This window comes from Collimonas sp. GW821-FHT07E08, from assembly GCF_059418905.1.
On the sequence record NZ_JBWKQR010000022.1, the window covers coordinates 1 to 17725 of the forward strand.

Genomic DNA, 17725 nt, shown 5'->3' on the forward strand with positions numbered 1-17725 from the left:
TTTGTAGTGCTCAGGCCAGTCGAAGCTGAAGTCGACAGCGAGGCGATGCCGGTGGATGTCGATGTCGACAGCGAAGACACGTTGCTGTTGGTCGTGCTCAAACCAGTCGAGGTAGAAGTCGACAGCGAGGCGATGCCGGTAGATGTCGAGGTCGACAACGATGAAACATTGCTGTTCGCTGTGCTCAAGCCAGTCGACGTTGATGTGGAGAGCGACGAGACATTGCTATTGGTCGTGCTCAGACCAGTCGAAGCTGAGGTCGACAACGAGGCGATGCCGGTGGAAGTCGAAGTCGACAGCGAAGTCACATTGCTGTTGGTCGTGCTTAGACCAGTCGAAGTTGAAGTCGATAGCGAAGCAATACCGGTAGATGTCGAGGTCGACAGCGACGAGACATTGCTGTTGGTGGTGCTCAGACCGGTCGAGGTAGATGTCGACAGCGAAGACACGTTGCTGTTAGTTGTGCTCAAACCCGTCGAGGCGGAGGTCGACAACGAGGCGATCCCGGTGGAAGTCGAAGTCGACAGCGAAGACACGTTGCTGTTGGTCGTACTCAAACCAGTCGAGGTCGAGGTCGACAATGAAGCGATGCCAGTAGATGTCGAGGTTGACAACGACACAACATTACTATTGGTCGTGCTCAGGCCAGTCGACGTTGATGTGGAGAGCGACGAGACATTGCTATTGGTCGTGCTCAGGCCAGTCGAGGTTGAGGTCGACAACGATGAGACATTACTGTTAGTGGTACTCAAACCGGTCGAGGTAGATGTCGATAGCGACGCCACATTACTATTGGTGGTGCTCAGGCCAGTCGAAGCTGAAGTCGACAGCGATGCGATGCCAGTTGATGTGGACGTCGACAGCGACGCCACATTGCTATTGGTTGTGCTCAAACCTGTAGACGCCGACGATGACAACGACGAAACATTGCTGTTCGTTGTACTTAAGCCAGTTGACGTCGATGTGGAGAGCGACGAGACACTGCTATTAGTCGTACTCAGACCAGTCGAGGTTGAAGTCGACAACGAGGCGATGCCGGTAGATGTCGAGGTCGACAACGATGAAACATTGCTGTTAGTGGCGCTCAGGCCGGTCGAGGTAGATGTCGATAGCGACGAGACATTACTGTTTGTAGTGCTCAGGCCAGTCGAAGCTGAAGTCGACAGCGAGGCGATGCCGGTAGATGTCGAGGTCGACAACGATGAAACATTGCTGTTCGCTGTGCTCAAGCCAGTCGATGTTGATGTGGAGAGTGACGAGACATTGCTATTCGTCGTGCTCAGGCCAGTCGAAGTTGAAGTCGACAACGATGAGACATTACTGTTGGTGGTACTCAAACCAGTCGAGGTAGAAGTCGACAGCGAGGCGATGCCGGTAGACGTCGAGGTCGACAGTGAAGACACGTTGCTGTTGGTCGTACTCAAACCCGTCGAGGTTGAGGTCGACAATGAAGCGATGCCAGTAGATGTCGACGTTGACAACGACGAGACATTACTATTGGCGGCACTCAAACCGGTCGAGGTAGATGTCGACAGCGACGCCACATTGCTATTGGTGGTGCTCAAGCCCGTAGACGCCGACGTGGACAACGACGAAACATTGCTGTTCGTTGTGCTTAAGCCAGTTGACGTCGATGTGGAGAGCGACGAGACACTGCTATTCGTCGTACTCAAGCCAGTCGAAGTTGAAGTCGACAACGAGGCGATGCCGGTGGATGTCGATGTCGACAGCGAAGACACGCCACTATTAGTCGTGCTCAGACCTGTGGAAGTTGAAGTCGACAATGACGAAACATTACTGTTAGTAGTACTCAGGCCTGTAGAAGAAGAGGTCGACAACGACGAAACGCTGCTGCCGGCCGTGCTCAAGCCAGTCGATGTTGAAGTCGACAATGATGCGATACCGGTTGACGTAGACGTCGACAACGATATGACATTGCTGTTGGTCGTACTCAGGCCTGACGAGGTTGAGGTCGACAACGAAGCGATCCCGGCGGAAGTCGACGTCGACAGCGAGGCGATACCGGTAGATGTCGATGTCGACAACGATGAGACATTACTGTTGGTGCTACTCAGGCCAGTCGAAGTTGAAGTCGACAGCGAAGACACGTTGCTATTGGTCGTGCTCAAACCAGTTGAAGACGATGTCGACAGTGATGAGACGCTGCTATTGGTGGTGCTCAGGCCAGTCGAAGCTGAAGTCGACAGCGAGACGATGCCGGTAGATGTCGATGTCGACAACGACGAGACATTGCTGTTTGTCGTGCTCAAACCTGTCGACGTTGAAGTCGACAGCGAAGCTATGCCAGTAGATGTCGATGTGGACAACGACGAAACATTACTATTCGTTGCACTCAAGCCAGTCGAAGTCGATGTGGATAACGAAGAGACATTACTGTTGGCGGTGCTCAAGCCCGTTGACAAGGAGGCTTCCGCCGCCCGTGACGTGCTGATACCCGTTGAAGTGGATGTGGATAACGACGAAACGCTGCTATTGGTAGTGCTCAATCCGGTCGATGTAGACGTCGATAGCGAAGACACGTTGCTGTTGGTAGTGCTCAGACCGGTCGATGTTGATGTCGACAAGGAGGCGATACCGGTTGACGTGGATGTCGACAACGATGCCACATTGCTATTGGTCGTGCTCAAGCCTGTCGATGTTGATGTCGACAATGAAGCGATCCCAGTTGACGTAGATGTCGATAGCGACACCACATTGCTGTTGGTGGTGCTCAGGCCAGTGGAAGTCGAAGTAGACAACGATGAAACATTACTGCCGACAGTGCTCAACCCCGTAGACAAGGAGGCTTCCGCCACCCGTGACGTGCTGATACCGGTTGAAGTGGATGTAGATAACGACGAAACGCTGCTATTGGTAGTGCTCAACCCGGTCGATGTAGACGTCGATAGCGAAGACACGTTGCTATTAGTCGTACTCAAGCCCGTCGAGGTGGAAGTCGACAGCGACGTCACGCTGCTGTTGGTCGTACTCAGACCTGTGGAAGTCGATGTAGACAAGCTGCTGATGCTGCTTGTCGTAGTACTCATTCCCGTACTCAGCTGGTTAACGGTTACGGCATCCTGAGCGGCAGAACCATCTGCTACATTGGTGATGCGACGCAAAGCGGAGGCAGCGCCAACTGATATTTCAGACAAGGGCGCTGTGGTTCCGGTCAAAAAGCCAACACCGGTAGGCGCGGCCGTTCCGGTGACACTGCCCTGTCCAAGAGCCACGCTGTTGGTATATTTTGCATTTGCCCCGACACCAATAGCAACAGCATTGGCGGCGGTGCTAGATACGACCGATAATTGACCAATCGCAATCGATTGCGCTCCTGCAGCACTTGCTCCACCACTGCCGGTACCGGCCCCGCCGCCAATCGCGACCGACGAAGCACCGCCGGCGATGGCATCATCACCCAACGCAAATGCTCCGATACCGCTCGCCTTGGAACCGGATCCAATCGCAGTTGAACTCCCTCCCGTCGCCGACGAGTTGTTACCGATGGCTATGCTATAGGCGGTAGCCGCGTTTGCTCCATTACCTAACGCGACAGCGGCCGTGTCTCCGGCAATTGCGCCATTTCCCACGGCAGTAGCTTGCTGGCCAGTCGCGGTCGCAGCGCTACCAATTGCAGTACCCCCGGTATTGTTTGCCGATGCCTGTCCACCCGAGGCAGCAGTCCCCGAACCGATAGCGATACCCGTAGAGCCAGTTCCAGTAGTCGTGCCGGAAGTACCGTTGGTATAACTCGCAAATGCAGCTGGGGACATCAATACGGTTGCCCCCAATACCGCAGCGGCAATTGCAGCCCCCACTTTCGAGCTGCTGCGCTTGCCGCGCGCTGCGGTATTTTCGGAAACAGCAACCCAGGCACCAAGTGCTTCGCTGTAGACGGTACGGTAGACTTTATTCATGAAAAGCTCGATTCAAGATGTGGTGAGGCTTGCTGCAAGGGATCAGACTGATCGCGCAAGCGAGATCACATGGAAAAAAATAGGGAAATAATTGAGCGCAGCCAAAGGGATGCAGGCACGGCGTCATTTCGCAGCGGTCTCTGCCGGACCATACTGGTAGCCGACCGGGACCCAGCGCTGGTTCTGCCAGACCAGCGCGACCTTTTCCCAGGCACGTGCTTTGGCATAACCCGATATAAAGGTGACGCTGGAAAATTCGCCGCGAGGCAAGCTGGGGTGATCGATCTGATGCTCCATCGCTTGCCAGATGCGCTTGTCAGGTGCCGCACCGTACTGGCTGTGGGCGGTGGCGATATAGGCGACCCAGGTTTTCCGGTCAGACTGGTCTTTCATCAAGGCAGCGCTTTGCTCCCACATCTGCCCCGCCTGGTCGGCATCGGCCAGAGCCAGCCATTGTTTCGCTGTCTCAATGGCGGCGTCGGCAGATTGCGCCATTGCGGCCGCCGAAAACAGCATGCCGGCGGCAAACAGCGCGGCCAGTTTCACCATCCTGAGTGCGCTGCAGAACCCGCCGCACAAGGGCCGTGCGCCATTGAGCAAGGATTCGATCGATGTCCTCTGATGCAATTTACTCATTTTCCACCTTGAAAATTTGACGTTTCATAACCAAAAAGAACTCGGCTTCATCGCATCAAAGGCAGGGAGTTCAAGTGACTTGGGCACTTGCCTCGGACCTCGATTGAAAAATTTGGAGCTCAAACGACTTGCCAGGCGAGCGGAATCCAGTTCCGCAGTTGCCTTTTTTGAATTAACAATATTGGACTTTAAGTAACATTCGTTGCTACTTTGAGTCCTTCTTGCCAATCACTTTGCTGCATAAAAAAAACAGCCAATTCAAACCGCTATCCGGCTTGTCCTGTCAAAATTGCCGACAAGCAAATGAAGGCGCCGCGATTTGCGCAATACCCATTTTTCCAAGACGTTCAGCACTTCATCCAATGATGTAATTTGAACATCAATAAATGTCCAGATTCATAATTTGATGGAAGTGCCAAATGTTAATTTCAATTAACATTTATGTCATCAAAATAAGTTCCCTAAAGTCGCCAATAAACAACGAATAAATTTGTATATGACGATGAAGTTTTTCAGAAAAATTTCTACTTTTATTGCCTTATTTGCATTATTTTTTCCAAAAAAAACCGTACCTCCCTATATATATGGAGATTTATAAGTTATATAGATTTTGAATATCAAAAATGAGGGGTTTCCTGGAATCAAGGAAAATAGATCGAATTAATTCTCCGCCTTGAAATATAAACTTGCTTAATAGAATCAAATTCGCCATTTATTTCTTCGTGGAAATGATAAATAATGTTTCTTATAATTAATAAATTGCAAATGAGAAATTATATGAACAAACGTTAAAATCTGATCATCACAAAGCGATCTGTCGATCGCAGGAAATATCATTTCATCTAGCTTAAATTGCAATTTTTTCCAGGAAAAAGAAACACTGTTTCAAAGCTTGACATGACATGTGAGGCCAGCAGAGGAACAATGCTGCGCAGCGTGTTAACGTTGCCTGAGGATTTTTTGTCGTAGCGCAGCGAAAGCTTGTACGACAAATGGAAATGTAAAGTTGATTGCTAATTCGACAGCAAAATCCGCCCTATCCTATAACAGCACACAGACCGCCCGGGCAATAAAAAACCCGCAATGACATAGTCATTGCGGGTTCATTGCCGAGCTGGGGCAAGCTACCTGGTATCGTCTTGCCCGTCGCTTTCCGCCTCCGCCTCGGCTTCCGCCTGGCGCCGCGCGATTTCTTCCTGGTGGCGCGCCAGCAAGGCGGCGCGCGTTTGCGGCGTTTCCAGGCTGATGCGGCCTAGCGCTCCGGTACGGTAATCTTGCAGCAAGGTATGCGCGGCCTTCTCCAGATCCAGGTCGCCGCCCTTGAGACGAAAACCCCGTCGCACCGCCACTCCTTCGATCACGCTGACGCCGTCGATGCCTTCCGTCTTGATGCCGTACCGCGCAGCCAATAACGGCGCATAGCGAACCAGCAACTCATCGGCCAGGAACGTGGCGACCTCTTCCTCAATCAATGCGTTGGTGCCTATGGCATGGCTGGCGGCAAGCATCAGGCCGTCGCTCGGGTGGGCAATCTTCGGCCACAACATGCCAGGAGTATCGATCAGCACCATATTGTTGCCCAGGTACAGCCGCTGCTGCACCTTGGTCACGGCCGGCTCATCGCCTACCGCTGCCACACGGCGCTTCAGCAAGGCGTTCATCAATGTCGATTTGCCGACGTTGGGAATGCCCATGATCATCATGCGCAGGGGCTTCAAGGGCGTGCCGCGGTGCGGCGCCAGAGTCAGGCACAAACCCGGGATCTTAGCCACATCCGAAGGTTTCTTGCAGCTCAGCGCCACTGCGTGGACATTCTTCTGGCTGTTGTAATAGGCAAGCCAAGCCTGCGTCACGGCAGGATCGGCCAGGTCGCTCTTGTTCAGGATCTTCAGGCAGGGGCGCTGGCGAAACACGCGCAGCTGTTCGATCATGGGATTGCAGCTGGCTTGCGGCAGGCGGCCGTCGAGCACTTCGATCACGAGATCGACCTTCTCCATGGCTTCCGCCGCCTTCTTGCGGGCGGCGTTCATGTGGCCGGGGAACCATTGTATGGACATGCGTAGTCTTGTCTGGCTAAAATAAACCGCTATTGTACGGACTTATTCCGGTCCTACCTCAATCCTGAGGCCGCGCATCGCATGGCGCAGGACGCAGAACGTCAAACCGCCGCACCTGGCCGGGCCCTCCCGAAGCCTTTTCCCATGCCCCTGCAGCAACATGGTTATTCGAGTTCGGCCAGCACTTTCATGTGCGCGACTACGCTGCGGCCCAGCGCCGACAGGTTGTAGCCGCCCTCCAGGCAACTGACGATGCGGCCCTCTGCATGTTCTGCGGCGACTGCCATGATTTGTCGGGTAAGCCAGGTGTAGTCTGCCTCGACCAGTCCCATCTGCGCCATATCGTCTTCCCGGTGCGCGTCAAAGCCGGCCGAAACAAAGATCATTTGCGGCCGGTGCGCCTTCAACGCCGGCAGCCATTGCTCCGTCACCAACTTCCGTACCACGGCGCCGTCGCTGTAGGCCGGCACCGGGATGTTGACGGTATTGTCGCCTTCCGGCTCGGTGCCGCAATGCGGGTAAAACGGGTGCTGGAAAAAACTGACCATCAGCACTCGCGGATCATGCGCAAAAATCTCTTCGGTGCCATTGCCGTGATGGACATCGAAATCGACAATCGCCACCCGCTCCAGTCCGTGCGCTTCCAGCGCGTGACGGGCGGCAAGCGCAATGTTATTGAACAGGCAAAATCCCATAGGGGTGCGCGAGGTAGCGTGGTGTCCTGGCGGACGCACCGCGCAGAAGGCATTGCTGACTTCGCCTGCCAGCACCGCATCGGTCGCTGCCAGTGCCGCGCCCGCGGCGCGCAGCGCAGCTTGCCAGCTATACGCATTGACCGACGTGTCGGGATCGAGCGGATAGCAGCCCGCCTTGCCGGCCAGCGCCAGGCTATGTTCTTTGACCAAGGCAATCATGGCAGCGCTATGCACGCGCGCCAGGTCGCTCTCTTGCGCCAGCGGCATGCCGCGGTAATCAAGCAGCTGGTCGATGCGGCTGGCAATCAGCTGATCTTCGATCGCCTGCAGCCTGGCCGGCGATTCCGGATGGCCTGCGCCCATGTCGTGCAGCTTGCAATCGTGATGGGTATAGAAAGCAGTAGTCAATTGATCTCGCCAAAAGTCTTGCTGAAAATGGGGCTGCAATCCTGTTAGTGTACCCAAGAACCGGGGGATGGGTCAGCGTATCCGCCCAATCCCGCCGAATCGGCCCACTGAAATCGGGACAGCTTGAAAAAAAACACCGCATTTCTTCAAAGGAACTAGGATAACTTCGGGGAAGTTTGTATGATTCTCTCTCCGTTACGCTGCCCTCACCAGACAAACCCATGTTCGCAAAAATCCACGCAGTTGCACAGCAGGTCGGCCAGATCGTCGTCGGCAAGGACCACCAGATCCGCCAGGCATTGGTATGCCTGCTGGCGGGCGGCCACCTTTTGATCGAGGACGTGCCCGGAGTCGGCAAGACCACGCTGGCGCACGCGCTGGCCATTTCCCTGGGCCTGCGCTTTAACCGGCTGCAATTCACCAGCGACCTGCTGCCGGCGGATGTGGTGGGGATTTCGGTTTTCGATCGCGAGAAGAGCAGCTTTGTATTTCATCCAGGCCCGGTATTCACCCAGGTGCTGCTGGCGGATGAAATCAACCGGGCCACGCCCAAGACCCAGTCGGCGCTGCTGGAAGCGATGGAAGAGCGCCAGGTCACCGCGGAAGGCGTGACGCGCGACCTGCCGGAGCCGTTCTTCGTCATCGCCACCCAGAACCCGGCGCACCAGGTTGGTACTTTCGCCTTGCCGGAATCGCAGCTGGACCGCTTCCTGATGTGCCTGTCGCTGGGTTATCCGGACGCCGCCGCCGAGCGCGCGCTGCTGATGGGAGAAGACCGCCGCGTCTTGCTGAAATCGATCGTGCCGGTGATGCAGGCGGCGGAACTGATTGAAGCCAGGCAAGCATTGAAGCAGATCCATACCTCCTCTTCCTTGGTCGACTACGTACAAGCGCTGGCCCATGCTTCGCGCCAGAACGGCCTGTTCGCAGAAGGCATGAGCCCGCGCGCCGCCATCGCGCTGCTGCAGGCGGCGCGCGCCTGGGCTGCCATGGAAGGCCGCAACCATGTCATTCCAGAGGATGTGCAGGCGGTCCTGGTGCCGGTGACGGCGCACCGCCTGCGCCCGCTCAAGGCGCATGCCGGCAGCACCCTGGGCGCGCGCGACCTGGTGCTGCAGCTGATGAAGTCGGTCGCGGTTTAACCGGCGTTTTCATGGCTGCCAGCCTGCCCCCGCTACTATGCTGACATCTCTCCGCCAACGATTCCGAAACTGGCTCGACCAGTCTCTGTTCCAGCTACGCGACGCCGAAGCGGGCGAAGTATTGCTGACCCAGCGGCGCGTGTTCATCGTGCCGAGCCGTCCCGGGCTGGCGTTTGCGGTTGTGCTGGTATTGCTGTTCTTGTGTTCGGTCAATTACAACCTGAGCCTCGGTTTTGGCCTGACCTTCCTGCTGGCCGCCTGCGCTGTCATCGACATGCACCTGACGTTCCGTAACCTCGCCTATCTGTACCTGACGCCAGGCAAGGCAGCCGCGGTATTTGCCGGCGAGGACGCGCTGTTCGAGCTGCACCTGACAAACCGCCGCAAGCATGCCCGTTACGCGATCATGCTCGGCTTCATCGGACGCGGCCTGCCCGCCATAGAACGCGCGATGGATATCTCGGCCCATAGCACCAGCCACCTGACGCTGGCGCTGACCACCACCCGCCGCGGCTGGCAGCCGGCTCCCAGGATACGCTTGCGAACCCGCTTTCCGCTTGGTTTGCTGCGGGCATGGAGTTACTGGCAGCCGGACAGCCGGGCCCTGGTCTACCCGCAGCCGGAAGCGTCGGCATCAGCGCCGCCGTTGCCGCTGGCGCCGATCGAAAAGAGCGACGGCAACGGCGTTGCCGGCCACCAGGATTTTGCCGGCGTGCGCACCTACCAGAGCGGCGACTCGCTCAAACACCTGGCCTGGCGCCAGATCGCCCGGCTGGACACCGATCTCGACGCCAAGCTGATCACCAAGCAGTTCGAAGGCGGCGCAGTCAGCGACCTGGCTATCGATTTTGCATCCCTGCCCTATGACATGGCGCTCGAGGACAAACTCTCGCGCATGACGCGCTGGATACTGGAGGCGGAAGCGCGCCAGCTGCCCTATGCATTCCGCCTCGGCGACAGCGTTTATGCGGCAGCGCTGGGGCCGGCCCACCAGCGCGCCTGCCTGCGTGCGCTGGCGCTTTACCAAGGTGCGCCATGAACACCAGGTCCATGCAGCAGATCAAGGCTGAACTTGAGAGCAAACCCTTGTTCCGCATCTCAAGCACGTATGTGCATTCCCTGTCGCGCGACAAGAGCGACACCGTACTGCTGCTCAGCGCCTGCGCCATGGTGCTGCTGCCGCATTTCCTGCATCTGACCTGGTGGAACTCGCTGGTCTGCGGCGGGCTGCTGCTGTGGCGCGCCTGGATCACCTTGCGCGGCCAGCGCCTGCCGCCGCTATGGCTGCTGCTGCCGCTGGCGGCGCTCACCATGGGCGGAGTCTATATCGACTACCGCACTTTATTCGGACGCGATGCCGGGGTGGCGATGCTGGCGCTGTTGCTGACGTTCAAACTGCTGGAGATGCGCGCGCGGCGCGATTTGTTCGTGGTGCTGCTGCTGAGTTTCTTTTTGCTGCTCACCACTTTCTTCTATTCCCAAAGCATGCTGTCCCTGCTGTGGATGATGGCAACCCTGGTGCTGGTCCTGACGGCGCAGCTTTCTTTCCAATATACCGGCATGGTGCCGCCGCTCAAGCAGCGGCTGCGCCTGGGCGCCACGATACTGGCCATGGCGCTGCCGCTGATGCTGATCCTGTTCTTGCTGTTTCCGCGCATCCAGGGACCATTGTGGGGCTTGCCTGGCGATGCGCACGGCGGACACAGCGGCATGTCAGACAATATGACGCCGGGGAATATCGCGCAACTTGCCTTATCCGACGATATTGCGTTCCGCGTCAAATTCTCCGGCACGCCGCCGGCTCCTGCCCAGCGCTACTGGCGCGGCATAGTGCTGAGCGACTTCGATGGCCGCACCTGGACCCAGGGACGGGCAGGCCGCAATACGGCTGACGCTGAAACCCTTATCCAGCCCGTGGCCGGCCCCAATCCGATAACCGCTGTGCACCAGCAAATCACGATGGAAGCCAATGGCCAGCGCTGGCTGTTTGCCCTGGAAACGCCGCAGCTGGCGCCGACCCTGGACGGCGTCCCGGTACAGCTGACTGCCGACCACCAGCTTCGCGCAGCGCGAGCGATCAATGAGCGTGTCCGCTACGATGTCGTATCGAATCTGAGACCTGCATCGCCAGACCCGATCACGGCAAGCGGCATGCAGCAGGCGCTGGCATTGCCGGACAATTTCAATCCGCGCACGCTGGAGTTTGCCGCCAGCCTGCATGAGAAATGGCCGGACAATGCGGCCTTGCTGAAGGCGGTGCTGAGCTTCTTCCGCAATGAAAATTTCAGCTATACGCTGGAGCCGCCGCTGCTGGGCAAGAATAGCGTCGACGATTTCCTGTTTTCCAGCCGCGCCGGTTTTTGCGAACACTACGCCAGCTCCTTTGTGGTGCTGATGCGTGCGGCAGGCATTCCGGCACGCGTGGTGACCGGTTACCAAGGCGGCGAAATCAATCCGGTCGACGACATGATGACGGTGCGCCAATCCGATGCCCACGCCTGGGCCGAAGTATGGCTGCCGCCGCGCGGCTGGGTCAGGGTCGATCCTACGGCTGCTGTGGCACCGAACAGGATCGAGACCCAGCTCGGCAATCTGCTGCCGCGTTCCTTCTTCGGCAACCTGCTGGGAGGGCCTGCCGGCCAGGCCAGCTGGTGGTCGAGCCTGAACAACGCGACGGCTCTGCTGCGCGCCAATTGGGAAGCGCTCAGCAATGGCTGGAACCAATGGGTCCTGAACTACACGCCGGCGCGGCAAATGGGATTGATGCGTTGGCTGGGACTGGGTGAACTGGACTGGCGCAGCCTGGGCATCGTGATGCTGGCCATAGGCGCGGTGGCAGCCGGCAGCGTCACCCTGCCCTTGCTGCTGGCGCGAAACAAGAGCAACCCGCTCGATACGGTATACTCTTCGCTGTGCGCGCAGATGGCGCGGCGCGGCATGGCGCGCAACAAGCATGAGGGGCCGGCCACTTACGGCCGTCGCCTGTGTGCCGGCGACTCGCCGCTATCGCCCTCCGTCAAAATGGCGGTCAAGCGCTTCATGGATTTGTACGAAGCCCTGCAATATGGCGCCGACTACGGGCCGCACAATAAACCGCCGGCGCCTTTGATGGCACAACTAAAATTACTGCTTTCCCAATGTCGATGAAATCAACCCCAGGTCTCCTTACCGTCGCCCAGCTTTGCGCTCTTGCCCTGGCGATCTCTGCCAGTCCCGCTCTACAGGCCCAGCAAAACAGTTCCGGCAAAGTTGCGTCGGCAAAAATCCGCAAAGTCAGCAGCGTTGCCGACGATGGCGAATTCGCCAATTTCGCCGACTGGAAAGAGGTCTCGGCATTCATCGACCAGATGGTCGAAAAAAACGGCTTCGACCGGAATGAACTGGTCGCCATGTTCAACAAAGTGCGTTACGTCGACAGCGCGATCCAGCTGATGAAGCCGGCTCCGGCCAGCAAACCCAAGAACTGGGCGGCTTACCGTGCCCGCTTTGTCGAGCCGGTGCGGATCCAGGCCGGCGTCGATTTCTGGAACACCTATGCTGACGCCCTGAGCCGGGCCGAGGCGCAGTACGGCGTGCCGGCGGAAATCATCGTCGGCATCATCGGCGTCGAAACCGTGTACGGCCGCAATGTCGGCAGCTTCCGGGTGATGGACGCCATCACCACGCTGGCGTTCGATTATCCGAATACACCAACGCGCGAAGCGCGCATGGCGTTTTTCCGCGGCGAACTGGAAAGTACCCTGCTGTACGCCCGGGAGTCGGGCATCGATCCGTTTACCTTGCTGGGCTCATACGCCGGCGCCATAGGCTGGCCGCAGTTCATGCCGAGCAGCATCCGCCAGTACGGCGTGGATTTTGACGGCAAGGGGAAAATCGACTTACGCAATTCACCGGTCGATGCGATCGGCAGCGTGGCCCATTACCTGGCCGAACACGGCTGGAAAACCGGCCTGCCGGTGGTCTTCCCGGCGACGCTGTCGACCGACACCAGCGCCGAAAACCGCTGGCAGGCTTTTATCGGGCAAGGCCTGGAAGCCAAATATCCGCTGGATGAACTGACCGCGGCCGGCGTAGTGCCTGGCGTAGTGCCGCCGAACGACATACGGTACGGCCTGATCGACTTGCAAAACGGCCAGGCGCCGGCCGAGTACTGGCTCGGCACCGATAATTTCTACGCCATCACGCAGTACAACCGCAGCTTCTTTTACGCGATGTCGGTAGTGGACCTGGGACGTGCGGTGCGGGTGGCGCGCACTGCGCAGTAAATCAGGGATTGCTGACGCTGAGTTCGACCTCGACGGTCTGGCCATTGGCGCTCAGCCAGATCTGCGCATCCTGGATCGTGCACTGCAATTGCATGCTGCGCTGGGCGAAACCGGTCAGGGCCTCGCTGCTGGCCGCGGCAATATTGATAACGGTCAGGTTACGGGCGCGCGCTACCTTGCTGCTGATCTGGTTCCACCAGATGTGGCTGGTGCTGCTATAGCTGTAGACCACCACTTGCGCGGCCCGTCCACAGGCTTTGAGGATGCGCTTTTCGTCAGGCTGGCCGACTTCGATCCAGAGATCGATGGCGCCGGTCAGGTCCTTGGCCCACAAATCGGGTTCCTCGGCATCCGACAAGCCTTTGCCGAATACCAGCGCAGCCGAGGCGTGACGGGCGAACGCCAGCAGGCGCACCATCATGCGCTCGTCGGTTTCCGACGGATGGCGGGCCAGCGTCAGCGCGTGCTCCTGATAATAATGACGGTCCATATCCGCAATTTGCAGATCGGCTTTGAAAATAGTTGCTTTAAGGGCCATAACGCCTATTGTTATATATAGTTGAATCAAACCCGGTGTGTTGCAGTCACGGGATCGGAAGAATAACCCGATTTGCACCGCCTGGAGCACATATATGAGCGCCGGAAGTGGCTGCGGCAACGCTTGATGCAGCCGGATTCATCCTTATATTCATCTTAATTGTTTGCAAATAATGTTTCCCAATCTCATGAAAACTGCTTCATCCACTACTTCCTCAACAGACATGACGCCGTTTTCCAGCGAAGTAATCGCTCACACAAAATTATGGCTGGAGCGTGCCGTGATCGGGCTCAATCTTTGCCCGTTTGCCAAAGCGGTATTTATCAAGGATCAGATTCGTTACGTCGTCAGCAGTGCACAGACGCCGGAAGAGTTATTGGCGGACCTGATGGCGGAGCTGGAATTGCTGCAGCAGGCAGATCCAGAAGCAATCGACACCACCCTGCTGATGCATCCTGATGCACTGCGTGATTTCCTGGACTACAACGACTTCCTGGATGTCGCCGATGCAGCGGTCGAAGAGCTTGGACTGGACGGTGAAATCCAGGTTGCCAGCTTCCATCCCGAGTATCAGTTCGCCGGCACCGACATAGACGACATCAGCAACTATACCAATCGCGCGCCTTATCCTACCTTGCATCTGTTACGTGAAATCAGCGTCGAGCGCGCGGTTGATGCGTTCCCTGAGGCCGCCCAGATATTCGATAAAAACATGCGGACCCTGCAACGATTGGGATTAGATGGCTGGCGGAAACTACTTGGGGAGGGAGATCAACAAAAACAGTCTTAATTATTATTTTAGCAATATTGGAATGTTGTAAAAATGGTGTTCCTTGCAATTTTTACTGAAAGTTACTAAATAGTAATAGACATCGTAATAAGAAAATTTTAAATTGAGCTTGTGCAACTTATTTGTATATTTGGTCACTAAACAAAGGTAGGTTGTTTGTTACCAATGTAATGTACAACATGCTGTGCAATGTACTTAGCGGTATCAGCTGTCCCATGAAGAAAAGATAGGGAGTTTCTTTATGATAAATATGTGCTCAAAATCAGTATAAAATATGGCAAGTTGCAGTTTCGCCAATAAAACTGGGAGGTGCACTTGGTAATAGTTCGCTGCATATTGCACAAACACTTCCCATATATCAACTAGGATAACGGAATCAATTGATTATGACTAACACTACCCCAGACGCACCAACCAGCAACAAGCTCGATGAGCAGGTAACTTACGATCCAAACCATCTGCTCGACTCTTTGATCGACAAGTTGCACTTGAAAAATGATGCCGCACTCTCGCGCTCACTCGAAGTGGCGCCACCGGTCATCAGCAAGATCCGCCATCGCCGCTTGCCGGTTGGCGCATCGCTGCTGATCCGCATGCACGAAGTCAGCGACCTGACGATTCGTGAACTGCGCGCCTTGATGGGCGACCGCCGCGAGAAATTCCGTATCAGCGACAAGCAGTTCAAGCCAAAGAGCAAGATCGAAGCCGAAAAGCTGAAGTAATCGGCATGCCAGCCGCGTCCCTGCTTGAAGCTTGCTTCAGGCAGGGAAAACGCCGGTAGACAAATAGCGGTCGCCACGATCGCAGACGACGAAAACTATCGTCGCGTTTTCTACTTGCTGCGAAATCCGTAACGCCACCTCGCAAGCCCCCGCCGCAGATATCCCGCAGAAAATCCCTTCTTCGCTCGCCAGCCTGCGCGCCATATGTTCCGACGCCGCCTGACTGACTGATTCAATCTGGTCTACCCTGGAATGCTCATATATCTTGGGCAAATAGGCTTCCGGCCATTTCCTGATGCCTGGAATCTGCGAGCCCTCTTCCGGCTGCGCACCGATGATGCGGATAGCCTGGTTCTGCTCTTTCAGGTAAGTGGAAACGCCCATGATGGTGCCGGTGGTGCCCATCGCGCTGACAAAATGCGTGATGCGTCCTTCCGTGTCGCGCCAGATTTCCGGACCGGTGGTTTCGTAGTGCGCGAGCGGGTTATCCGGGTTGGCGAACTGGTCGAGAATCAGTCCTTCTCCGTCTTTCTGCATTTTTTCCGCCAGGTCGCGCGCATATTCCATGCCGCCGGTCTTCGGCGTAAGGATGATCTTGGCGCCGTATGCCGCCATGCTCTGGCGCCGCTCTTCGCTCAGGTTTTCCGGCATCAGCAACACCATCCTGTAGCCGCGCATGGCTGCCACCATCGCCAGGGCGATCCCGGTGTTGCCGCTGGTTGCCTCAATCAGGGTATCGCCGGGCTTGATCTGGCCGCGCGCTTCGGCATGTTTGATCATCGACAATGCCGGCCGGTCTTTCACCGAGCCGGCCGGATTATTGCCTTCCATCTTGCCTAGGATAACGTTGTTCCTCTGCTCGGCTTCGCTGCCGGGGATACGTTTGAGTTGTACCAGGGGCGTATTGCCGATTGTGTCTTCGATAGTCAGATAAGGCATAGTGTGATCAAACGTCATGTGCAAAGAGCCCATTTTAATATGAGACTTTGTTATGCGTATGAAAGCCTGACAAACCGTATGCAACCGCGGCCAGGCAAGCGAGCGGGCGGTCCCGGAAACGAAAAAGCCCTGGAATCCAGGGCTGGGCAAAGCATTTTATCTCCCGGCGGCCACCCGGCCGCCGCTACTTGCCCTTGGCAGCCGGCTTGGCGGCAGTCTTGGGCGCGGGCTCAGCGTCGCCGGTCTTCGGCTTGCCATTCACCAGCAAACCGGCTTGCGACAGCTTGAGCGCATTTTTCTCGCCGATGCCTGATACACGGCTTTCGAAATCGGCCCAGTCCTTGAAGTTGCCGCCTTTGCCGCGCTCGTCGACTATACGCTTGGCGGTGGCGGTACCGATGCCCTTGATGCCGTCCAGGGCAGCCAGGTCGCCTTTGTTGACATCGACCTGGGCAAAACTGGCGGTGGTCATCAACATGCACAATACCAGCAGTATTTTTCTCAGCATTTCGTCTTTCTCCCATAGGTGTGTGGATGACTGAAAAATTCAATCAGACGCGAAAACGTCCAATTAATTATAGTCAGCCACACATGGAAAATTGACATTTAGATCACAAACAAGACTTCGCTTAACCAGGCGCTCTCGTCATCGATAAAGCCTGCTTACGAAGCGCTGCCCAGCAGTTCTTCGCGGCTGACGGTGGCCGTGCCAAGCTTGCCGACGACGATACCGCCGGCGCGATTCGCCAGAGCCACGGCGTCGGCAATCGGCAATCCTGCTCCCAGCATCACTGCCAGCGTGGCAATCACGGTATCGCCGGCGCCGGAGACGTCGAACACTTCGCGCGCCATGGCAGGGAAGTGGCGGATTTCATTCTCGGTGTACAAACTCATGCCTTCTTCCGAACGCGTCAGCAGCAGCGCTTCGAGCTGCAGGGAGGCGCGCAGTTTTTGCGCTTTCGCGGTCAGCTCTTCTTCATTCTTCCAGCTGCCGACAATGCGGATCATCTCTGACTTGTTCGGCGTGAGGACGGTGGCGCCGACGTAACGCGAAAAATCCTCGCCCTTGGGATCGACCAGGATGCATTTGCCGGCTTGCCTGGCGGCGGCAATCATGTCCGCCACATTGACCAGGCTGCCTTTGGCGTAGTCGGACAAGACGACCACCTGGTATTGCGGCAGCAGGGTGTTGAAACGGGTCAGCTTGTCGCGCAATACGGCGTCGGTAGGCGCTTCTTCGAAATCGATGCGCAGCAATTGCTGCTGGCGGCCTATCACGCGCAACTTGATGATGGTCGAGATGGTCGGATCCCGTGTCAGGAAACTGCTGACGCCCATCTCGCCCAGCATGCTGTCGACGGTGTCGCCGGCCTCATCCTGCCCCACCACTCCCAGCAATCCCGAGCTGCCGCCCAAGGTAGCGATATTGCGCGCCACGTTGGCCGCGCCGCCCAGCCGCTCCTCGCGCTTTTCAACCCGCACCACCGGCACCGGCGCCTCTGGCGAAATCCGGCTGACTTCGCCAAACCAGTACCGGTCCAGCATGACATCGCCGACCACCAGAATCTGCACATGCTCGAAAGAGGCCGGCAACTTATAGGTATGATTAGTCATCG

General features: G+C 56.9%; 13 protein-coding genes and 2 pseudogenes. 6 read left to right on the top strand and 9 right to left on the bottom strand.

Features of this window, described 5'->3' with window-relative positions; translation table 11 throughout:
• The 5 genes and pseudogenes from AC07RZ_RS22090 to AC07RZ_RS22110 form a co-directional block, all read right to left on the bottom strand.
• Positions 1–2378 (bottom strand): annotated as a pseudogene (locus AC07RZ_RS22090) (ESPR-type extended signal peptide-containing protein); the annotation flags it as partial.
• A 1407-nt stretch (positions 2379–3785) separates the two neighbouring features.
• Positions 3786–3917: pseudogene (locus AC07RZ_RS22095) on the bottom strand (ESPR domain-containing protein); the annotation flags it as partial.
• A 123-nt stretch (positions 3918–4040) separates the two neighbouring features.
• A complete protein-coding gene (locus tag AC07RZ_RS22100) occupies positions 4041–4553 on the bottom strand; it encodes a DUF4019 domain-containing protein (protein ID WP_342831514.1) in 513 nt (170 codons plus the stop codon).
• 1124 nt (positions 4554–5677) lie between these two features.
• Complete coding sequence (gene ylqF, locus AC07RZ_RS22105) at positions 5678–6610, bottom strand: ribosome biogenesis GTPase YlqF (RefSeq protein ID WP_342831516.1); 933 nt, start codon at positions 6608–6610, stop codon at positions 5678–5680.
• Between the two features lie 164 nt (positions 6611–6774).
• On the bottom strand, positions 6775–7713 hold the full coding sequence (locus tag AC07RZ_RS22110) for a histone deacetylase family protein (RefSeq protein WP_494669592.1): 939 nt from the start codon (positions 7711–7713) through the stop codon (positions 6775–6777).
• A gap of 221 nt (positions 7714–7934) precedes the next feature.
• On the opposite strand from AC07RZ_RS22110, the gene AC07RZ_RS22115 reads away from it, so the two are divergent.
• Genes AC07RZ_RS22115 through mltB form a run of 4 tightly spaced genes read left to right on the top strand, consistent with a single transcriptional unit; the run spans position 7935 to position 13120 of the window.
• Positions 7935–8855 carry an AAA family ATPase gene (locus AC07RZ_RS22115; RefSeq protein ID WP_144742624.1) on the top strand — a complete coding sequence of 307 codons (921 nt, stop codon included), beginning with the start codon at positions 7935–7937 and terminating at the stop codon, positions 8853–8855.
• Positions 8856–8892: 37 nt separating this feature from the next.
• Positions 8893–9894 carry a DUF58 domain-containing protein gene (locus AC07RZ_RS22120; protein ID WP_144742625.1) on the top strand — a complete coding sequence of 334 codons (1002 nt, stop codon included), beginning with the start codon at positions 8893–8895 and terminating at the stop codon, positions 9892–9894.
• Complete coding sequence (locus AC07RZ_RS22125) at positions 9891–12002, top strand: transglutaminase TgpA family protein (RefSeq protein ID WP_494669593.1); 2112 nt, start codon at positions 9891–9893, stop codon at positions 12000–12002. The genes AC07RZ_RS22120 and AC07RZ_RS22125 overlap by 4 nt, the downstream gene beginning before the upstream one ends.
• Positions 11993–13120 carry a lytic murein transglycosylase B gene (gene mltB, locus AC07RZ_RS22130; RefSeq protein WP_144742627.1) on the top strand — a complete coding sequence of 376 codons (1128 nt, stop codon included), beginning with the start codon at positions 11993–11995 and terminating at the stop codon, positions 13118–13120. The genes AC07RZ_RS22125 and mltB overlap by 10 nt, the downstream gene beginning before the upstream one ends.
• Before the next feature lies 1 nt (position 13121).
• Here mltB and AC07RZ_RS22135 read toward each other — a convergent pair whose 3' ends face one another.
• The gene (locus tag AC07RZ_RS22135) at positions 13122–13658 is read right to left on the bottom strand and encodes a YaeQ family protein (RefSeq protein ID WP_092400434.1); all 537 of its coding nucleotides are present in this window, start codon (positions 13656–13658) and stop codon (positions 13122–13124) included.
• A 223-nt stretch (positions 13659–13881) separates the two neighbouring features.
• Between AC07RZ_RS22135 and AC07RZ_RS22140 the strand changes: the two genes are divergently transcribed.
• On the top strand, positions 13882–14448 hold the full coding sequence (locus AC07RZ_RS22140) for a DUF1415 domain-containing protein (protein WP_186450680.1): 567 nt from the start codon (positions 13882–13884) through the stop codon (positions 14446–14448).
• A gap of 386 nt (positions 14449–14834) precedes the next feature.
• Entirely contained in the window at positions 14835–15170 is a 336-nt protein-coding gene (locus AC07RZ_RS22145) for a hypothetical protein (RefSeq protein ID WP_038492934.1), read from the top strand.
• Between the two features lie 36 nt (positions 15171–15206).
• Here AC07RZ_RS22145 and cysM read toward each other — a convergent pair whose 3' ends face one another.
• From cysM to rfaE1, 3 genes are all read right to left on the bottom strand, one after another.
• Entirely contained in the window at positions 15207–16109 is a 903-nt protein-coding gene (gene cysM, locus AC07RZ_RS22150) for a cysteine synthase CysM (RefSeq protein WP_494669594.1), read from the bottom strand.
• A gap of 184 nt (positions 16110–16293) precedes the next feature.
• Positions 16294–16617 carry a helix-hairpin-helix domain-containing protein gene (locus tag AC07RZ_RS22155; RefSeq protein WP_144742629.1) on the bottom strand — a complete coding sequence of 108 codons (324 nt, stop codon included), beginning with the start codon at positions 16615–16617 and terminating at the stop codon, positions 16294–16296.
• 155 nt (positions 16618–16772) lie between these two features.
• Positions 16773–17723: a D-glycero-beta-D-manno-heptose-7-phosphate kinase gene (rfaE1, locus tag AC07RZ_RS22160; RefSeq protein ID WP_494669595.1), complete on the bottom strand. Its 951-nt coding sequence runs from the start codon at positions 17721–17723 to the stop codon at positions 16773–16775.
• Positions 17724–17725: the final 2 nt, after the last annotated feature.